General features: G+C 64.8%; 13 protein-coding genes. 6 read left to right on the forward strand and 7 right to left on the reverse strand.

Going from position 1 to position 18,696, the window contains the following annotated elements; genetic code table 11:
- Positions 1-7 precede the first annotated feature (7 nt).
- The gene (locus IVB46_RS18940) at positions 8-367 is read left to right on the forward strand and encodes a hypothetical protein (RefSeq protein ID WP_247304783.1); all 360 of its coding nucleotides are present in this window, start codon (positions 8-10) and stop codon (positions 365-367) included.
- Between the two features lie 128 nt (positions 368-495).
- Here IVB46_RS18940 and ugpC read toward each other — a convergent pair whose 3' ends face one another.
- The 6 genes from ugpC to IVB46_RS18970 form a co-directional block, all read right to left on the reverse strand.
- Positions 496-1,587 (reverse strand): sn-glycerol-3-phosphate ABC transporter ATP-binding protein UgpC, encoded by a 1,092-nt coding sequence (gene ugpC / locus IVB46_RS18945; RefSeq protein WP_247303996.1) that lies wholly within the window; start codon positions 1,585-1,587, stop codon positions 496-498.
- Between the two features lie 51 nt (positions 1,588-1,638).
- On the reverse strand, positions 1,639-2,490 hold the full coding sequence (locus IVB46_RS18950) for a carbohydrate ABC transporter permease (RefSeq protein WP_085399493.1): 852 nt from the start codon (positions 2,488-2,490) through the stop codon (positions 1,639-1,641).
- Positions 2,491-2,493: 3 nt separating this feature from the next.
- Positions 2,494-3,423 carry a sugar ABC transporter permease gene (locus IVB46_RS18955; RefSeq protein ID WP_063981581.1) on the reverse strand — a complete coding sequence of 310 codons (930 nt, stop codon included), beginning with the start codon at positions 3,421-3,423 and terminating at the stop codon, positions 2,494-2,496.
- 149 nt (positions 3,424-3,572) lie between these two features.
- Complete coding sequence (locus tag IVB46_RS18960) at positions 3,573-4,886, reverse strand: extracellular solute-binding protein (RefSeq protein WP_247303994.1); 1,314 nt, start codon at positions 4,884-4,886, stop codon at positions 3,573-3,575.
- 527 nt (positions 4,887-5,413) lie between these two features.
- Complete coding sequence (locus IVB46_RS18965; protein ID WP_247303992.1) at positions 5,414-7,081, reverse strand: SulP family inorganic anion transporter; 1,668 nt, start codon at positions 7,079-7,081, stop codon at positions 5,414-5,416.
- 327 nt (positions 7,082-7,408) lie between these two features.
- The gene (locus tag IVB46_RS18970; protein ID WP_247343193.1) at positions 7,409-8,899 is read right to left on the reverse strand and encodes a caspase family protein; all 1,491 of its coding nucleotides are present in this window, start codon (positions 8,897-8,899) and stop codon (positions 7,409-7,411) included.
- A gap of 428 nt (positions 8,900-9,327) precedes the next feature.
- Between IVB46_RS18970 and IVB46_RS18975 the strand changes: the two genes are divergently transcribed.
- The 3 genes from IVB46_RS18975 to IVB46_RS18985 are packed head-to-tail and all read left to right on the forward strand — an operon-like array spanning position 9,328 to position 13,240.
- The gene (locus IVB46_RS18975; protein ID WP_231143095.1) at positions 9,328-10,359 is read left to right on the forward strand and encodes a TRAP transporter substrate-binding protein; all 1,032 of its coding nucleotides are present in this window, start codon (positions 9,328-9,330) and stop codon (positions 10,357-10,359) included.
- A gap of 31 nt (positions 10,360-10,390) precedes the next feature.
- Complete coding sequence (locus tag IVB46_RS18980; protein WP_247303988.1) at positions 10,391-12,250, forward strand: TRAP transporter large permease subunit; 1,860 nt, start codon at positions 10,391-10,393, stop codon at positions 12,248-12,250.
- A 12-nt stretch (positions 12,251-12,262) separates the two neighbouring features.
- On the forward strand, positions 12,263-13,240 hold the full coding sequence (locus IVB46_RS18985; RefSeq protein ID WP_249807421.1) for a hydroxyacid dehydrogenase: 978 nt from the start codon (positions 12,263-12,265) through the stop codon (positions 13,238-13,240).
- A 155-nt stretch (positions 13,241-13,395) separates the two neighbouring features.
- Here IVB46_RS18985 and IVB46_RS18990 read toward each other — a convergent pair whose 3' ends face one another.
- The gene (locus tag IVB46_RS18990; protein ID WP_247303987.1) at positions 13,396-14,562 is read right to left on the reverse strand and encodes an ABC transporter substrate-binding protein; all 1,167 of its coding nucleotides are present in this window, start codon (positions 14,560-14,562) and stop codon (positions 13,396-13,398) included.
- A gap of 326 nt (positions 14,563-14,888) precedes the next feature.
- Here IVB46_RS18990 and IVB46_RS18995 point away from each other — a divergent pair, with 326 nt between their 5' ends.
- Positions 14,889-17,279 (forward strand): EAL domain-containing protein, encoded by a 2,391-nt coding sequence (locus tag IVB46_RS18995; RefSeq protein ID WP_247303985.1) that lies wholly within the window; start codon positions 14,889-14,891, stop codon positions 17,277-17,279.
- Positions 17,280-17,372: 93 nt separating this feature from the next.
- Positions 17,373-18,674, forward strand: a complete 1,302-nt coding sequence (locus IVB46_RS19000) for an MFS transporter (RefSeq protein WP_247303983.1) — start codon at positions 17,373-17,375, stop codon at positions 18,672-18,674.
- The last annotated feature ends 22 nt before the right edge of the window (positions 18,675-18,696 follow it).

Raw genomic sequence — 18,696 nt, forward strand, 5'->3', positions numbered from 1 at the left:
CGGGGCGATGAAGTGGTTCGCGAAGCAAAACCCGGCGGACATCTGGGACGAGACGATCGAAGGACCGCTCGGCGATATCGAGGCCGCCGAGCGCATCCGCGCGATCTGTGACGCCGCAGCCGCGAGCGCGGCCGGTTCGGCGCGCAACGACACGCGAGAAGGTGAGCGCTATGAACGCGCGGCCAAGGTGGCGATGGAAATCGCGATGAAGATCTCGGATGGATTGATGCGCGACGCCGCCGTCCATCGCATCGTGAATCTCTGCATGACAGCGAACGACCTCAAGACCGCGCAGATCCTGTTTCGCGCGATCCATGCCAGCTGGATCCGGGAGACGGTGCAGCGGGATCATCCGACCCTGGCCTAGAGGCGTGTACTCGTAAATCCGGTGTGCCCGGCCACGAGCCAAGTGCCATCGCGCTCTCCGGGCGTCATCGAAGCTGGTGACAAGAAGGCGAATTCCCGCTCACCGGTGGAATTGATCCTCTGCCGGCGTTAGATGGCCGCCTCGGTCTGCGCGTCGAAAACATGAAGCCTGGAAGGCCGCATGGCAACGCGCAGCTTGTCGCCCACCCTCACCCTCGCGGTCGGCTCGACGCTCGCCACCATGATACTCTCGCCGACCTTCATATCGAGCAGGATTTCCGAGCCGAGTTGCTCGACCACCTCAATCACAGCATCAAAGCATGGGTGGCCGAGATCAAAGCTACCCGCCACGGTGAGGTCCTCCGGCCGCACGCCGAGCATGACCTCGCGTCCGATATGGCCGCGCAGCCGCTGCGCGGTCTCGTCCGGCAGCTTGATGCGCAGGCCGGAGTTCTCGGCAATCAGCGATCCGTTCGCCTCGGTCACCGTAACGGCGGCGAAATTCATGGCCGGGGAGCCGATGAAGCCGGCGACGAACTTGTTGGCGGGCTGATTGTACAGTTCGAGCGGCTCCCCCACTTGCTGGACCACGCCGTCTTTCATGACGACGACCCGGTCACCCAGCGTCATGGCCTCGACCTGATCGTGGGTAACGTAAATGGCGGTGGTGCCGAGACGGAGATGCAGTTTCTTGAGCTCAACGCGCATCTGTACCCGCAGCTTGGCATCGAGGTTCGACAGCGGCTCGTCGAACAGGAACACGCGGGGGTGACGCACAATGGCACGACCCAACGCCACGCGCTGGCGCTGGCCGCCGGACAGCTGGCGCGGCTTGCGCGTTAGCAATTCACCGATGCCGAGGATGTCGGCCGCCTCCCGCACGCGCTTGTCAATCTCGGGCTTTTCGAATTTGCGCATCTTCAGGCCAAACGCCATGTTGTCGTGCACGCTCATGTGCGGGTACAGGGCGTAGTTCTGGAACACCATGGCGATGTCGCGGTCCATCGGCGCCAATTCATTGACCACGTTTCCGTCGATGGAAATGTCGCCGGAACTGATCGCTTCAAGCCCGGCGATCATTCTCAGCGTCGTGGTCTTGCCGCAGCCGGACGGTCCGACGAACACCACGAACTCCTTGTCGCGGATCTGCAGATTGACGTCTTTGACAGCGTGCACGCTGTCGTAGAACTTGTTGATCCCCTTGAGGACGACCTGGCCCATTCGCTCCACCCGCCTTCCGCATGCCCACTTTCCTGATGATCCGGGGTGCTGTCAGCCCTTCACCGATCCAGTCAGTCCTGCGACGTAGTGCTCGACGAAAAACGAATAGGCGATAGCAACCGGGATCGATCCGAGCAGGGCGCCAGCCATCAGCGGTCCCCAGAAGAATACATCGCCGCGGATCAGCTCCGATGTGACGCCGACCGGCACGGTCTTCTGTCCAGGCGAGGACAGGAAGACAAGTGCGTAGATGAACTCGTTCCACGACAGGGTGAAAGCGAAGATGCCGGCCGAGAGGATGCCCGGGATCGCCACCGGGATGACGATGTAGAGCATGGCCTGCCAGCGCGAGGCGCCGTCAATGCGCGCGCATTCCTCGAGCTCCTTGGGCACCGCCTTGAAGTAGCCCATCATGAGCCAGGTGCAGAACGGAATGAGAAAGGTCGGATAGGTCAGGATCAATGACCAGGGCGTGTCACCCAGCCGATAGTTGCGGATGATCTCTGCCAGCGGAATGAAGAGCAGCGTTTGAGGCACCAGATAGGTGATGAAGATGCCGGTGCCCAGGCTGCCTGCAAATGGAAAGTTCAGCCGCGAGAGAGCATAGCCGGCGAACACGCCGCACACGAGCGAGATGGCGGTTGACGCGAGCGCGATGAACGTCGTGTTCCACAGCCACGATGCAAACAGCGTCTCCTCGAACAGGTACCTGACATGGTCCCAGGTCGGGTTCCAGGTCCAGAACGGATTGTAGTTGATCGAATTCCAGGGTCGGTAAAGCTCGCCGTCCGGCCGCACCGAAGTGATCACCATCCAGTAGAACGGGAACAGCAGGAAAAGCAGGAACATCGCCATGGGGACGTAGAAGAACGCCCACTTTCGCCACCTTGCGCCCTCGATCATGGCTCAGCGGACCTCCACGCGGCGGATGTAGAGAAGTTGGATGATAACGACCAGAAACAGGACCGGAAACATGGCGAGCGAGATGGCAGCGCCCTCGCTTAGGAGGCCGGTGCCGATGCCGATCTGATAGGCGTAGGTGGCGAACAGGTGCGTTGCATTGGCTGGTCCGCCGCCTGTCATCACATAGACGATCTGGAAGTCGGCGAACGTCTGAATCACCGAGAACAGCACCACGACCATGGTCACGGGCAGCAGCAGGGGCCAGGTGATGTGCCAGAACCGCTGCCACGGCCTGGCACCGTCGATGGCGGCGGCCTCGCTAAGTTCGGGACTGATGGTCTGCAGGCCGGCGAGCAGGCTGATGGCGAAGAATGGCACTCCGCGCCAGATGTTGACGATGATGATCGAGATCATGGCGAGGTCTGGATCGCCAAGCCAATTGATCCGACCGCTGATCAAACCGAGATGGTAGAGGAGCCAATTGAGGACGCTAAATGTCGGGTCGAACATCCACTTCCAGGCGAAAGTCGAGAGCACGGTCGGGATGATGAAGGGCAGCAGGATGAAAGCACGGGTGAAAGCCTTGCCGCGGAAATTCCGGTTGAGCAGCATGGCCAGCCACAGCCCGAGCGCCAGCTTGAAGACGGTGGTTACGCCCGTATAAAGAAACGTGTTGTAGACGGAGGTGCGAAAGATCCCGTCATTGAAGATCTTGTAGAAGTTGGCGAGGCCGACGAACTCGCCTGGAACGCCGACGCGCGAGTTGGTCACCGACAACAAGATGCCGCGCAAGAACGGATAGGCGATGAACGTACCGAGCAGCGCCAGGGTCGGCACCAGCAGCACGAATGCGAGCCAGCGCTCGTCCTCAAGCAGCCGGATTCTGGGCCGCGGCGCCTGCGGCATGTAGACTTGGGTCTCGGCGATCGCCATCTCGCTTCACCTCTAAGCGCACGCCAACAGACGCGTCATGCGAAACTTTGATCGCGCCGCCTCACAGAGAGACGGCGCACCGTACAAGTCCGAGACGCGGGGCGCGCGGCAGCCACTTCGCAGCCGTGCGACGTGCTGCGCACGTACTTTCAAGAGTAGACCTTCTTGAGTTCGACTTCCGCCCATTTCACGGAATCCTCCGCCGGAGCGCCCTGGATCGCTTTGGCGTACATATCTGTGATGATGTATTTGGTGAGCACTTCGGCAGCCTTCTTGCCTGATGAGGGCAGAGGGTACCCGGGCGTCTGACCCAGGAGGCCGGCGATCTTGAAGGGCGCCATGACCTTGTCCTCTTCCCACAACTTGTGTTTCTCCCATTCGTGGGTCGGCGGTGTCGCGAAACCTTTCTGGGAGACGAACCACGGCTCGTAGTTCGCCCTGGTATGGACCCACTTCAACAACGCCTTCGCACCGTCCTGATTCTTCGAATAGTTCGGAATGACGTGAGAGAAATAGGTGTGCATGGCGAATTGGCCGGCCGGGCCTTTGGGCAACGGCGAGTGCTGGATGTCGGTCTTCAGCTGTGCGCCTTTTTCAGTAATATATTTGTCGGGGTTGCGCAGCGATTCGATGTAGATCGAAGCGCCGTTGAGGGTGGCGCAGATGGTTTGCGACAGGAACGCACGGTTGTTGTTGGTGTCATCCCAGGCAAGCCCGCCCTCGTCGTGGGCTTCCTTCCAGAAAGCCGTCATGAACTTGACGGACTCGATGACCTCTTTCTTGTTGATGTTGACAGTCTTGCCGTCCTTCTCGACCTCGGTGCCGCCCCACGACCACATGTACGGGTAACTGAACGTCGGCGCGTCACCGAACGTGTGGCCGAGCGTCTGACCGATCGGCCGGCCCTGGGCCTTGAGCTTCTTGCCAACCTCGCGATACTTCTCCCAAGTGTCCGGGAAGGTCGATGAGCCGATCTCATCGAACCAGGATTTTCGGTAGGCGATCATGGCGCCGACGATGGTCCACGGCAAAGAGATCCATTTTTGGCCGTCGGCGGAGTTGGACTTGCACAGATCATAATAGCCATCTTCGGCCTCGCTCACACGACCTGCGATGTCGGACAGGTCGATGACGCTCTCCGAATAGATCTGCGGGTGGTTATTGAAGAGCATGATGATGTCGGGACCTGAGCCCGACTGGATCGCCGAGGTGATGCGCGGCTGCAGGTCGTTGCCATTCACAGTCTCAAGATTGATCTTGATTCCCAGCGCCTTCTCGGCAGCAGGCAGCAGCTCCTTGCGCAATAGCTGATCGGAAGCTGGCACGAAGTCATTCCAACGCAGCCAGTGTACCGTGGTGCCCTGTGCAAAAACGGGAGCCCTGCCAGTGGCCAGGATGCCGGCCATGCCGCCCACAAGCGCCGTGCCGCCCTTGAGGATGTTACGTCGGGTTACCGTCGTCATGCATTCCTCCCTCGGTGTGTCTGAGCTAATATCCTTTGGCCAGTCTAACGCCGGCCTGGAGTGCCTTTCAGTCTATCGCGCCTCCGTGGCCCAACGCATGCGCCCGCGACAACGTCCGCAATGTATTGGCTCGATGATCATTTGGTGGCGTTCCACTTGCAGCGCCGGGGTGGCGAGTTCGCCGCGAACCAGGGGTGTTCTTCGCGGAGCAGCGGCGCGATTGCACCGCACCCAATCGTAACGGCGATACGATCGGCGGCCTGGATCATGTCGGCGCTGCAGCCAGCGCTTGAACCCTACCGTCATAACGATCCCTCCCGCGCAGCGACGGTATAGCCGCGGCCAAGCGGGTTTTCCCCGTCTTATATGAAGTTCGGTACCGGAAGCTGGCGCGACATCATTGTCGCCCGTCGCAGCAGGAAATCAAGTGCTAGCTTTGACGCGGCGGCCATGGTCTTACTCCGCGAACTGGCCGGCGACCAAAAGTATCGCTCCCTTTGGGGCGGCGGACCGAGTGAAGGCGGTGGTTATTTCGCCAGCTTGCGCACGGCTTCATCCACGCTGTGGAAGACGTGTTCGCGCGGCAGGGCGTCGAACAGTCTGAAACGTTCGAACGCGTTCTGCGCGCGCACCGATTCCAGCCGCGCCAGCGCGACGGTGACGCCCTGTTCGCTGCACGCCTTGAAGACGTCGAGCAGGATCTGCGCGGCGGTGAAGTCGATCTCGACCATTCCGCTCGCCTCCAGCACCAGCAGTTGCGGCGTCGACGTGCTGAGCACTTTGGCCACGTCGCTGCGAAAACCCGGCGCGTTGAGGAAGGACAGCGGCGCCTGGAGCCCGATCACGGCGACGCCGGCGATGCGCTCGCCGGTGATGTGCGGATGCGCCGGCCACCAGATCGTGGTGCCCGGCACGCGCTCGAACTCGACGAGCCGCGCGCGCGTCGTGCTCCAGATGCCGTGCAGCAGCGACAGCACGATGCCGAGGAAGGCGCCCTGCTGGATCGGCAACACGATGATCAGCGCGGCAGTGGCGACGATCAGCAGGAACTCGCTGAACGATTGCCGGTAGATCGTGGCGATCTGCTTCACCCGGATGATCCGCAGCGCCACGAACAGCAGGATGCCGCCGAGCGCGGCGTCCGGAACGTGCTGCAGCAGCCCCGTCCCGAACGCGAGCAGCGCCAGCACGATTGCCCCGGCCGCAAGGCCCGCGAGCTGCGATTGTCCGCCGGTCTCGACAACGATCCCGGTTCGCGGCGGGCTGGCATTGACCGGAAACGCGCCGAACAGGCCGGACAGCACGCTGCCGGCGCCCGCACCGAGGAAGTCGCGGTCGACATCGGCAGGCTTGTCGGGATCGGACGGGAACGACCGCGTCGTCGCCGCGGTCTGCACCATCACCACGACCGTGATGACGAAGGCGAGCGGCACCAGGCGCACCCATAGCTCCGGTGCAAGGTCAGGCAAGGTCGGCCGCGGCAGCGTGCCGGGCACCGCGCCGACGACGCTGACGCCCTTGCTTTCGAGGCCGAGCGCGATTGTGGCCAGCGTCGCGGCGACGAGCCCGATCAGCGCGCCCGGAATTTTCGCGCTGACCCTCTCGGCGATGAAGACCACGGCGAGCACACCAAGCCCGATGCAGAGCGTGAAGGGGTTGGTGCGGCCGAGTTCGGTCGCGAGCACGCCGATGCGGTCGAGCGTCGGCCCGCTCGGCGACGGAAGCCCGAGCACGCCCGGCAGTTGCGAGACGATGATGTGGACGGAGATGCCGGCGAGGAAGCCGACCATCACCGGCACGGACAAAAGATTGGCGATGCCGCCGAGGCGGAAAGCGCCGCTGGCCAGCATCATCGCGCCGACCATCAGCGCCAGTGCGATGGCAAGCCCCTGATATTCGGGCGAGCCGGTGGCAGCGAGCGCGGCAAGTCCGCCGGCGAAGATCGGCGTGATCGTGGAATCCGCGCCGCAGGACAGGAAGCGGTTGCCGCCGAGCAGCGCAAAACCGAGCGAGCCGGCCATGAAGGCGAAGAAGCCGATCTGCGGCGCAAAACCGCCGAGCCGCGCGGTGGCCATCTGCTCGGGGATCGCGATCGCCGCCAGCGTCAGCCCGGCCATGAGATCGCCGGGCAGGGAATAGGACGCGAGCGACCGGAACAGCGGCCATGCATGCTTGGCGGGTGCGTCGTGCGGCATCGATGTGGAATCCCCCGGAAAGGCTGGCGTCAGCAGATCAGACTACAGCATTTTCGGATTGGAAGACGGCGTATGCGAATATCGGCAAATCTCGTGTCCCGGACGCGCTGCAACGCGTCAGCGTTGCTGCGCAGAGCCGGGATCCATCGTGCCGCACAGTACGCCGCCGCATGGGCCCCGCTCTGCAGCGCACCGCACCGGACGATGCTTCGCATCGCCGGGAGCGCTGCGCTGCGTCCGGGGCACGAGAGTTGCTGGCCGCTCACCATCAACAGAAATGTCCGCAGGCAGGGCCTGCGGACATCCATTCGCTTGGTGAACTGGGGCTCAGTACCTGCCGCGATTGTAGTCGCCGCGTCCGTAGCCGCCTCCGCCACGGCCGCCCATACCCATGCCGAGACCAATCCCGACACCAATTCCGACGCCCACGGCTTCAGGTGGCGGGCCAGGGGGCGGCGCGCGCTCGTAGATCACTTCGTCGGGCGGCGGCCGGCGCGGCTTCGGCGGCGTCTCGACCACCTTTCGCTTCGGCGGGGTGTCGTCGACGCGCTTCTTGATGACGGGCGCCACCGCCGGATTGACCGGCGTTGCCGGTGTCGACGGCGCCGAGCACGGGCAGGTCGGGGCCATTGCGACCGCGACCGGAGCAGGGGCCGCTGCGGCCGCGACCGGCAAGGCATAGTTGCGGTTCTGCACGCGGAGCAGCAGCCGGCGCGCGGTTGCGGCGAGGTCGCTGTTGTCCCAATTCGCCAGATAGGCCTCGAACGAGGCGCGGGTGTTGATCGCGGTGGCGCGCTCCCAGGCCAGCATCTGACGCCGGCGCTCCAGGATCGTGCGCAGACGCGGCGTGTAGGAGGCCTGTGCGTAGAGCTCGACATAGGCCTGATACGCCTCGACGGTGTCGTCGGCGATCACCAGCTCATAGGCAGCCTTCGGCTCCTTGCCCTGCAAATCCTTGCGCCAGTCCGCGACGCTGCGCGTGCCGCTGGCGAGTGCCATGGCGGATGCGCCCGGGAGAGCAGGCTGTCCGCCACTGCTTTCGCCGCCGAAGAACTTGAAGTCGGTCGTCAGCGACGAGCTTTCCCACGGGATCTGCCGCCCGTCGGTCGATTGCGCCACGGCGATGCGGATGCGCTTGAACACTTCCTCGATTGGCAGGTTTGGCTGCTTGGCGACGGTCAGCGCCGCGGTGGTGTAGGGGCTGTCGACGCCGGAGCCGTCCTCGGCTTCGGCGCCGGGCGAGGTCGAGTAGGAGATGAAGGAGCCGGGTGCACCGGCCTTGGTGTCGACGATTGCAAGCCCGTGGCCGGCGCCGCTGAGCGCAGGGAACGGATTGTTGCGGCAGGCGTCGAGCATGAAGATGCGTGCCCGCGTCGGCAGCGCGCCGAGCGTGTTGAGCAGATCGTTCAGCCGCACGCCCTGCAGCGGAATGTCGGCCTCGCGCTTGGGATCGAGATCGACCGGCACCAGATAGTTCTCGCCGTCGATCTGCAGGCCGTGGCCGGCATAGAACACCAGTGCGACGGTGTCGGCGCCGCTGGCGCTGACCTTGCCGGCGAAATCGGAGATCGCAGCGCGCATCTCGTTCTGCGCCAAATTGGCCGCCGTGGTGACGGTGAAGCCGGCATTGCCGAGCAGCTCCGTCATGCCCCTGGCGTCATTGGCGGCGTTGGGCAGCTCCGGCACCGTGCGATAGGCCGATTGGCCGATCACGAGTGCGAGCCGCGCCTCGGCGTCGGCGTCGGTCGGCGTCATCAATTGCGTGAGCGCGACAAGGCTGGAGGCAAGAAACAAATTGCGAAGGACTGGACGGCGCATGATGTCACCTCCATCGGCAATGCGCACGATGATGTCACCTTTTCTAGGTCGCAGCCACGCGTCTGTCTGTGCACTGGATCACGCTGCAAGCTGCGGCAAAATGGGGCAGGGCGTCTGCCGGAGCCGCCGGGGCATCGCTCGGGCGGCATCCATGTGAATTGCGCATTGATCCATGCACCAATTGGATTGATCCCCGCTGTTGCGCGAAGCGTCCTGTCGCACATCGGCCACCAGGCCGATCCGATCGAGAATCCCGGACAAACATGGTTGTTCTGACGGCGCCGACGACGTCGATGTTCGCAACACGCCGCTTTGCGACGGCCGGCCGCGACCCTTGCCTGCCCCGTCGCTTTGGCCATACAGTCCGCGCAACAGGCCGCGGAAGCGATCTCGGCCGTAAACAAGAATATTCGGGGAGAGACCGCGCCATGACCATCGTGCCCGTGAGCCGTCGCACGTTCATCAAGTCGTCGACGGCGGTCACCGCCGGCCTCGTTCTCTCTCCTGCCATCATCGGTCGCGCCGAAGCGGCGACGCTGAAGCTGAAATGCTCTTCCTCGCTGCCGAACGATCCGAAATACGCCAACGGCCGCGTCTACTATGACAACCTCGTCAAGAACCTGAAGGGCAACGGGCTCGGCGAGCAGGTCGAGGTCGCCTTCTTCCCGGACAACCAGCTCGGGCAGGAGATCGACGTCATCAATTCGGTGAAGCTCGGCGTCATCGACCTCATGGTGTCGGGTTCGTCGATCTCCGCCAACCTGGTGCCGCTGGTCGGCACCTTCGACCTCGGCTTTCTGTTCTCGAGCTTCCCGCAGCAGACCAAGGCGTTCGATTCCGGCGCCGCCAAGCCGATCGAGGACGCGCTGCTCAAGAGTGGCAACATCCGCATCATCGCCTGGGCCTATAATTTCGGCTCACGCAGCGTGCTCGCGAGGAAGCCGGTGAAGACGCCGGAGGATCTCGCCGGCCTCAAGATCAGGACGCTGCCGAATCCGGTGATCACGGAATGCCTGCGCCTGATGGGCGCCGCCGCGACGCCCCTGGCCTTCGGCGAGATCTACACGGCGCTCCAGGCCGGCGTGCTCGACGGGCTGGAGCACGATCCGCCGACGATCCTGGCCAGCAAGTTCTTCGAGACGGCAAAATTCTACTCGCTGACGCAGCACAATTTCTCGCCGCTTGCGATCTACTTCAGCGACGTGACCTACAACCGCATGGATCCGAAGCTGCGCGAGGGTTTCCTCGATGCCGCCAAGAAGGCTGCGGCCGACACGCGCGCCCACGGGCTTGCGGTCGAGAAGGAGGCGCTGACGGCTTTGACCGAGAAGGGCGTGACCGTGGCCGAATGCGACCGCGAAGCCTTCAAGAAGCGCGTCGCGCCGCAGCACGAGAACTTCATCAAGGCGCGGCCGGAGTCCAAGGCCGTCATCGACATCATCCGCGCGACGCAAGCTTGAGATGGCCAAATCTGGGCTGGCCAAGTCTGAGATGGCGTTGACAGCCGCCGTGTCTCTCTCGGGCGGCCGCCACGGGAGCATCGCGCTGCTGCTTCGCTTCAGCGACGCGATCGCGGCAATCCTCCTGGCCGCCGATCTCGTGGTGGTGTGCGCCTCCGTGCTGCTGCGCTTCTGCTTCAATGCGCCGGTCGAATGGTCCGACGACGTCGCGCGCGGCCTGATGGTCGGCTCGGCCTTCTTCGGCGCGGCCAGCGCGCTCGCGCGCGGCGAGAATGTCGGCGTGTCCTTCTTCCGCGATCTGCTGCCGGTGCGGCTGCGCTCGCTGGTCGATGCCGCGAGCGCGCTTCTGGTCGTGCTGATCTCGGGCTACGTCGCCTACAACGCGATCAAGCTGGGATCATTTACGGCCGGCCAGACCACCGGATCCGGCCTGCCGCTGGAGCTGACCTTCTACCCGATGGGCATCGGCGCGCTGTTCATGACGGTGTTCGCGATCGACCAGCTCTGCGCGCGGCCGCTGCCTGACATCGTCAGGGGCCTCGTTGCGGTCGTCATCGTCAGCGGCCTCTATCTCGCCTGGGATTATCTGTCGCCGTCCACGGTGCCGTCAGCGGGTACGCTGATGTTTATCGGCTTCTTCGCAACCCTGTTCGGCGGATTGCCGATCGGGTTCGCGCTGGCGCTGGCCGCGCTGATCTTCATCTGGGTCGAGGGCGCGCTGCCCGGCGTGATCTTCGCCCAGCAGATGGCGCGCGGCATCGACAATTTCGTGCTGCTCGCGATTCCCTTCTTCATCCTCGTCGGCTACCTCATGGAAGCCAACGGCATGTCGGTGCGGCTGATCGAGCTGCTACAGCGCGGTGTCGGCCGTATGCGCGGCGGCCTGAATGTCGTGATGGTGGCCTCGATGGTGCTGTTCTCCGGCATCTCGGGCTCGAAGATGGCGGATGTCGCCGCGGTCGGCTCGGTGCTGATCCCGGCGGCGCGCCGCTCGAAGCAGAACCCGGGCGGCGCGGTGGCGCTGCTTGCCGCATCCGCGGTGATGGCGGAAACCATTCCGCCCTGCATCAACCTGATCATCTTGGGTTTCGTCGCGAACCTGTCGATCGGCGGGCTGTTTGTGGCCGGCCTCTTGCCGGCGGCGCTGATGGCGCTGGTTCTGATCGCCGTCTCGATCATCTTCGGCAAGCGGCCGGCGGATACCGAGGACGTCGCGCCGCAGATGCCGGTGTCGGGCTTGTGGAGCGGCGCCATCGCCTCGTTCGGCCTGATCTTCATGATCTTCTTCGGCTTCAAGAGCGGATTTGCCACGGCGACGGAGATATCCGCGTTTGCCGTGGCCTATGCGCTCGTCGTCGGCAGCGTCGTGTTCCGCGAGCTCACGTTTAAGTCGGCCGCACACAGCTTCGTGCAGGGCGCGACGCGTGCGGGGCTCGTGCTGTTCATTGTCGCCGCCGCGCAGTCGCTGGCGTTCACGCTGACCCTGCAGCAGGTGCCGCACGCGGTCGGCGACTTCATGTTGGGATTGTCCAAGACATCAGGGACGTGGCTGTTCATCCTGCTCGCGATCGGCGTGCTGATCGTGATGGGCTCGGTGCTGGAAGGCGCTGCCGCGCTCATCATCTTCGGGCCGCTGCTGCTGCCGGTCGCCGTGCAGCTCGGCGTCGATCCCCTGCATTTTGGCGTCGTGCTGGTCATCGCGATGGGCATCGGCCTGTTCGCGCCGCCGCTCGGGCTCGGACTCTATGGCGCATGCCTGATCGGCAACGTGCCGATCGAGCAGACGGTGAAGCCGATCATGGGCTATCTCGGCCTGTTGTTCCTCTGCCTGCTCGTCATCGCCTTCGTGCCATGGCTCTCGACCGCGCTGCCGCGGGCATTCGGCTACTAAGGGAGTCCCGTCTTGAAAGTGTTGCTCGCCCACACGCCGGAGATGCGTCGCAATTACTACGGCGACCGCAGCCTGAACGGCCTGCGCGCGGCCGCCGAGGTCATCCTGCACGAGAGCGACGACACACTGGACGCGGATACCCTCGTGCGCGCGGCTGGTGATGCCGACATCATCGTCGCCGACCGCATGACGGAAGGGCGCGGCGAGATCTTTGCGCGACTGCCGCGCTTGCGTGCCTTCGTCCGCTGTGCCGTCGACATCCGCAACGTCAATGTCGATGCGGCCTCGAACGCCGGCGTGCTCGTGACGCGGGCCGGTCCCGGCTTCGTGCAGGCGGTGGCCGAGCTCGCGCTCGGCTACATGGTCGATCTCTCCCGCGGCGTGTCGCGGGCGACGGCGGATTACCAGGCCGGTCGCAAGGTCGAGGCGCGGATGGGCCGCCAGCTCGCCGGCAGCCGGATCGGCATCATCGGCTATGGCAGCATCGGGCGCTATCTCGCCGAAATCGCCAAGGTGATGCGCATGGAGGTACTGGTCTCCGATCCCTTCGCGACCGTCAGCGACGGTGCCGTCCGGCAGGTCAGTCTCGACGAGCTTCTTGGTGCGTCCGACTACGTCGTCTGCCTCGCGATCGCCAACGAGCAGACCGAGAATTTGATCGGCGAGGCGGCGCTGGCGCGCATGCAGAAGCATGCCGTCTTCATCAATCTCTCGCGCGGCAATCTCGTCGACGAGGCCGCGCTGGCACGCGCGCTGCGTGAGAACCGCATTGCCGGCGCGGCGATGGACGTCGGCCGCGCGCCCGACCAGATGCCGAGCCCGGAGCTGGCGATTCTTCCCAACGTTATCGCGACGCCACATGTCGGCGGGCTGACGCCGCAGGCGATCGAATACCAGTCCCTGGAAACGGTGCGGCAGGTCGAGGCGATCGTCAAAGGCGAGGTCCCGCAAGGCGCCGTCAACGCCGACCGCTGGACGCGGCGGCCTTGAAGCTGCGGAGCTAACGCAAGTTATACAGTCGCTGTGCGCACCAAAGCTTCCGCATCGTCATGGCCGGGCTTGACCCGGCCATCCACGCCTTTGCCCGCGATGCCAAGAACGTGGATGCCCGGGTCAAGCCCGGGCATGACGACCTCCTGCCGCAGCTACAGCCGATCCACCGCCCTGAACGTCCCGTCCTTCTGGATCACGGTCAAGAACACCTTCGGCGGCGCGTCGGTCATGCGCGCGCCGACGGTGACGATGCTGCCGCTGATGTCGAAGCGGCCGACGTCGTTGATGGCGCGCAACAGGCTCGCGCGGGTCGGCTGCGGCCCGGCCTTTTCCAGCGCCGCGGCCGCGAGGCGGCCGGAGAGATAGCCTTCGAGCGACACGAAGTCCGGTGTCAGCGTCGGGTCGAACGCCCTCTGCGCCGCCTGGTAGTCGGCGACGAGCTTTTGCGAGCGATCCCAGGGAAACGGCACGACCTGCGAGACGATGACGCCTTCGCCGTCGGGGCCGAGCTCTCGGGCGAGCGCATTGGCGCCGACGAAGGAGATGTTGACGAAGGTCGGATGGAAGCCGCTGCGATGCGCGAGCTTGATGAACTCGGCGCAAGGGCCGTAGGTCCCGACCATGACGACGGCTTCGGGCTCGGCGCGCTTGATCATGCGCCAGGCCGCGCCGACCGCGCGGGTGTTGCGCTCGAAGGTGCCTTCGGCGGCGAGCTCGAGGCCGCGCCTGGCGAGTGCGCGCTTCACGCCGGCGAGACCGTCGCGTCCGAAGGAATCGTCCTGGTAGAAGATGCCGATGCGGGTGAAGTGGCGATCCTCGGTGAGGTGCTTGACCCAGGCCTCGGCCTCTGCGCCATAGCTCGCGCGGATGTTGACGACGTTCGCGAGTTCGAGGTCGCGCAGGAATTCGGCGCCGCTGAACGGACCGATGAAGGGAATGTTCCTGGTACTGGTGATCGGTATCGTCGCCATCGCGGTCGGCGTGCCCACCGCGCCGATCAGCGCGAACACCTTGTCGTCCTCGATCAGCCGCAGCGTCTGCGCCACCGAGCGGTCGGGATCGTAGCCGTCGTCGCGGCTGATGAGCTGGAGCTTGCGGCCGTGGACGCCGCCTTTGGCATTGATCTCGGTGAATGCCGCGACGATGCCTTGCCGCATGCGCTGTCCGAGCGCCGAGGAGGGGCCTTCGAGCGCGGCGGCCTGGCCGAACAGGATCGCATCGTCGCTGACGCCGACCTCGTCGCCTTTCGCTGCAGGATTGGCCGCGGCGAGTAGCGCGACGGCCAAAGCGACGCAGGCCGCTGATCGCGATCGTGTCATGAGGATGCTTGCCGGATAAGGGAATACCTGCCGAAAACGATAGTCCCGTCGTCCTGAACAGCTCGCTAACCCCTGATGTAACGGTGTTCCGTAAGACTCCGGGGAAAAGCGGCAAATTGCTCGCACAATGGGCCCTGCTTGCAGGCCAATCGTTAACTAAGCCGCGCAATCTGCGACGACCCGGTTCTGAAATTGTGCGGTTCTTAACCCCGATCCTTGTCCGATAGCAGTTCCGGCAGCTCAACCAGAAGTGGGTTGCCGCGCCGAGGGGGACTTGCGGGATCAAGATGGGCGGTCGGGGGCGGAACGATCAGGATCGGAAACGTATGACCGGATGGTGGCGCGCCGCGCCGCTGCTCGGACTCTATCGCCCTGCGCTCGTCGCGGTCGGCGTCGGTCTTCTGTTCTCGCTCGTGGGCGCCGCCGCCGTGGCGCGATGGGAAAACCGCGTCAACAAGATCGAGTTCGAGAACGCCGCCGAAACCGAAGCCATCGTCATGCAGAACGGCATGAGCGAGTACATCTCCAGGCTCGTCGCGCTGCGTACGCTGTTCGAATCGACCAACGAGGAAATCACCCGCAGCGAATTCGAGACGTTCAGCTCCCGGCTGTTCGAACGTCATCCCGGCATGCTGCGCATCTCCTGGCTGCCGCGCGTCAACCGCAAGGAGCGCGCCGAATACGAGGCCGCCGCGGCCACGGACGGCGTGTCCGGCTATCGCATCAAGTCGCTCCAGGGCGAGACCTTCGCGACCGCGCCGCAAGCCGATGAATATTTCCCGGTGTTCTACTCGACCCAGCCGAAGACGTCGTCGGTCTACGGCATGGATTACGCGACCGTTCCAGAGCGCCGCGCAGCCCTCGAGCGCGCGCGCGACAACGACCGCGTCGCCGCCATTCGCACGCGCCTCTACGAACCGAAGGAGGGCGGCCGGCAGCCCGACGTGCTCGTTGCCATTCCCGTCTACGCCAAGGGAACCTCGCGCGAGGCGGTGGCGGACCGGCGCCGCAATCTGGCAGGCTTCGTCGTCGGCGTCTTCGACCTGCCGTTGCTGATCCAGTCCATTCGCGTGACCACGGGAGCAAGCCCCGCGGTCAGCGTGAACGTCTATCCGCCCTTCACGGGGCAGATCGTCAGCCTGGAACAAACCCTGCCGGATTATTCGTCGGCCGCCACGTCGCCGCAGTCGATGCGGGACGTCGCCCGGGCGCTGCATTGGTCGGGCAGCCTCAAGATCGGGGATACCGACTGGCAGGTGCGCGCCATGCCGACGGCCGGAGGTTCGCTGGAGACGGCCTACGACCGCGCCGTTGCGGTCATCGTCGTCGGCATGCTGCTGACGCTGTCGCTCGCAACCTATCTCATGCTCGCCAGCCGCAACTCGCGGCGGCTGTCGCTGGCGAACCGGCGGGTGCTGGAGCTCGCCCAGACCGATATCCTGACCGGGCTGCCGAACCGCGCCTTCTTCCTGACCCGGCTCGACATGATGAACAGCCAGTTGAGCGTGCGGGGCCTGCCGTTCGCAATCCTGATGCTCGATCTCGACCGCTTCAAGAACGTCAACGACTCGCTCGGCCACGGTGCGGGCGATGCGCTGCTGCGCCAGGTGGCGCTGCGGCTGAGATCTGCGCTGCGCGCCACCGACGTGCTGGCGCGGCTCGGCGGCGACGAGTTCGCCATCATCCAGGAGGCTTGCGACGATCAGCGGACTTGCGCGACCGAGCTCGCCGCGCGGATCGCGAAGCTGGTCGCCGAACCGTTCCTGCTGCCCGGCCATCGCGTCGAGATCGGCACCAGCATCGGCATCGCGATCGCACCGGACCACGGCAGCGACCAGGAGCAGTTGCTGAAGAAGGCGGACCTCGCGCTCTACCGCTCGAAATCGGCCGGCCGCAACTGCTTCACCATCTACGACGAGGTGATGTCGGCCGAGCTCGAGGCCCGCAACACGCTGGAAGGCGATTTGCGCGATGCCATCGCGCAGTGCCAGCTGGAGGTGCACTATCAGCCCTTTGTCGACGTCGCCAGCGGTGGCCGTCGCGGCTTCGAGGCGCTGGTGCGCTGGCGGCATCCGAGCCGCGGCCTGATCCCGCCGGACCAGTTCATCGGGCTTGCCGAGGAAACCGGGCTGATCGTGCCGCTCGGCGAATTCGTGCTGCGGCGCGCCTGTGCGGACGCCGCCGCCTGGCCATGCGATCTCATGGTTGCGGTGAACCTGTCGCCGATCCAGTTCAAGGAAACCGAGCTGTTCGAGACGATCTGCGCGGCGCTGGCAGATTCCGGCCTTGCGCCGCAGCGGCTGGAGATCGAGATCACCGAGTCCGTGCTGCTGGAACGCGGCGTCGAGAACCTCGCCTTCATGGAGCGGCTGAAGCACATCGGCATCGAGCTCGCGCTCGACGATTTCGGCACCGGCTATTCGTCGCTCAGCTATCTGACCACGTTCCCGTTCGACAAGATCAAGATCGACAAGTCCTTCATCCGCAACCTCACGCATCAGCCGCGCAGCTCCGCGATCATCGCCTCGATCGTGACACTCGCGCGCGGCCTCGATATGTCGGTCACCGCCGAAGGCGTCGAGACAGCTGAGGAGTTCGAGCGGCTGACGGTGCTCGGCGTCAATTTTGCGCAAGGCTATCTGTTCGGCCGCCCGCAGCCGGTCGACCAGATCGCATTCGACCCGCCAGTCCGGGCTTCACAGCGCGACGCGGCCTGAGCGCCCCGCGCAAAGGGGCGTTTCGTGAAAATCGCTTGACCCAGACGGCTCCGGATGGTCGGTAGCACCATCTAGGGATGAAATAAGCACAACATGCGGCTTCCGTTCTTCTACGGCTGGGTCGTGGTCGCGGTGACCTTCGTGACCATGGCGATCGGCGTCAACGCGCGCACCGCGTTTTCGCTGTTCTTTCCTCCCATCATCTCCGAATTCGGCTGGGAACGCGGCGTCACTGCCGGCGCGTTCTCCTTCGGCTTCGTCGTGTCGGGCATCGTCAGCCCGCTGATCGGCCGCCTGATGGATCGCGCCGGCCCGCGCGCGGTGATGGAGCTCGGTGTCGTGCTGATGGGCGGCGGACTGCTGCTCGCGCCACTCACCAGCACGCCCTGGCATCTCTACGTGACCATCGGCGTCATGGTCGGCGCCGGCTCGGTGTGTCTCGGCTATTCCGGCCAATCGCTGTTCCTGCCGAACTGGTTCATCCGCAAGCGCGGCTTCGCCATCGGGATTGCCTTTGCCGGCGTCGGCATCGGCTCGGTGACGCTGCTGCCCTGGGTGCAGCACATGATCGAAGAGACCGGCTGGCGCACCGCCTGTACCGCGATGGGACTGCTCATCCTCGTCGTGCTGGCGCCGATCAATCTGTTCCTGCACAAGCGGCCCGAAGACATCGGCCTTCAGCCGGACGGCGATGCCACGCCGGCGGCGGGCGCGGCGACACCGGTCTCCAACATCGTCGATCCCGTCTGGGTCGGCACCGACTGGACGCTCAAGCGGGCGGTTGGGACCGCGCGCTTCTGGTGGATCGCGCTCGGCTATTTCAGCGGCTTGTACATCTGGTACGCGGTGCAGGTGCACCAGACCAAATTCCTGCTCGACATCGGCTTCAGCCCCGGCGTCGCGGTGTGGGCGCTCGGCATCGTCAGCCTGCTCGGCATTCCCGGCCAGATCCTGCTCGGCCACGTCTCCGACCGGATCGGGCGGGAATGGGTGTGGGCGATCAGCTGCGCGGGCTTTGCGATCTGCTTCGCGGCGCTGATGGCGCTGAAATTCCAGCCGTCGCTGTGGCTGGTCTATGTCATGGTGTTCGCGCAAGGCGCGCTCGGCTACGGCCTCACCTCGATCATGGGCGCGGTGGTGTTCGAGATCTTCCAGGGCAGGCACCAGGGCAGTATTTTTGGAACGATCATGCTGGCGGCCCTGGCCGGCGGCGCGGCGGGGCCCTGGCTCACGGGTTTCCTCTATGATCGCACCGGCGACTACACGCTCGCCTTCGCCATCGCCATGGTCGTGAGCGGACTGTCGGCGCTCTCGGTCTGGCAGGCCGCTCCACGCAAGGTGCGGGCGGTGGCCGGCCGGCTGCACAAGCTCAAGCCCACAAGCGCGGCCGAATAGGTTCCGAACGCATCGGATTGCT

It is taken from the genome of Bradyrhizobium sp. 61 (assembly GCF_023073075.1).
GTDB lineage: Bacteria > Pseudomonadota > Alphaproteobacteria > Rhizobiales > Xanthobacteraceae > Bradyrhizobium > Bradyrhizobium barranii.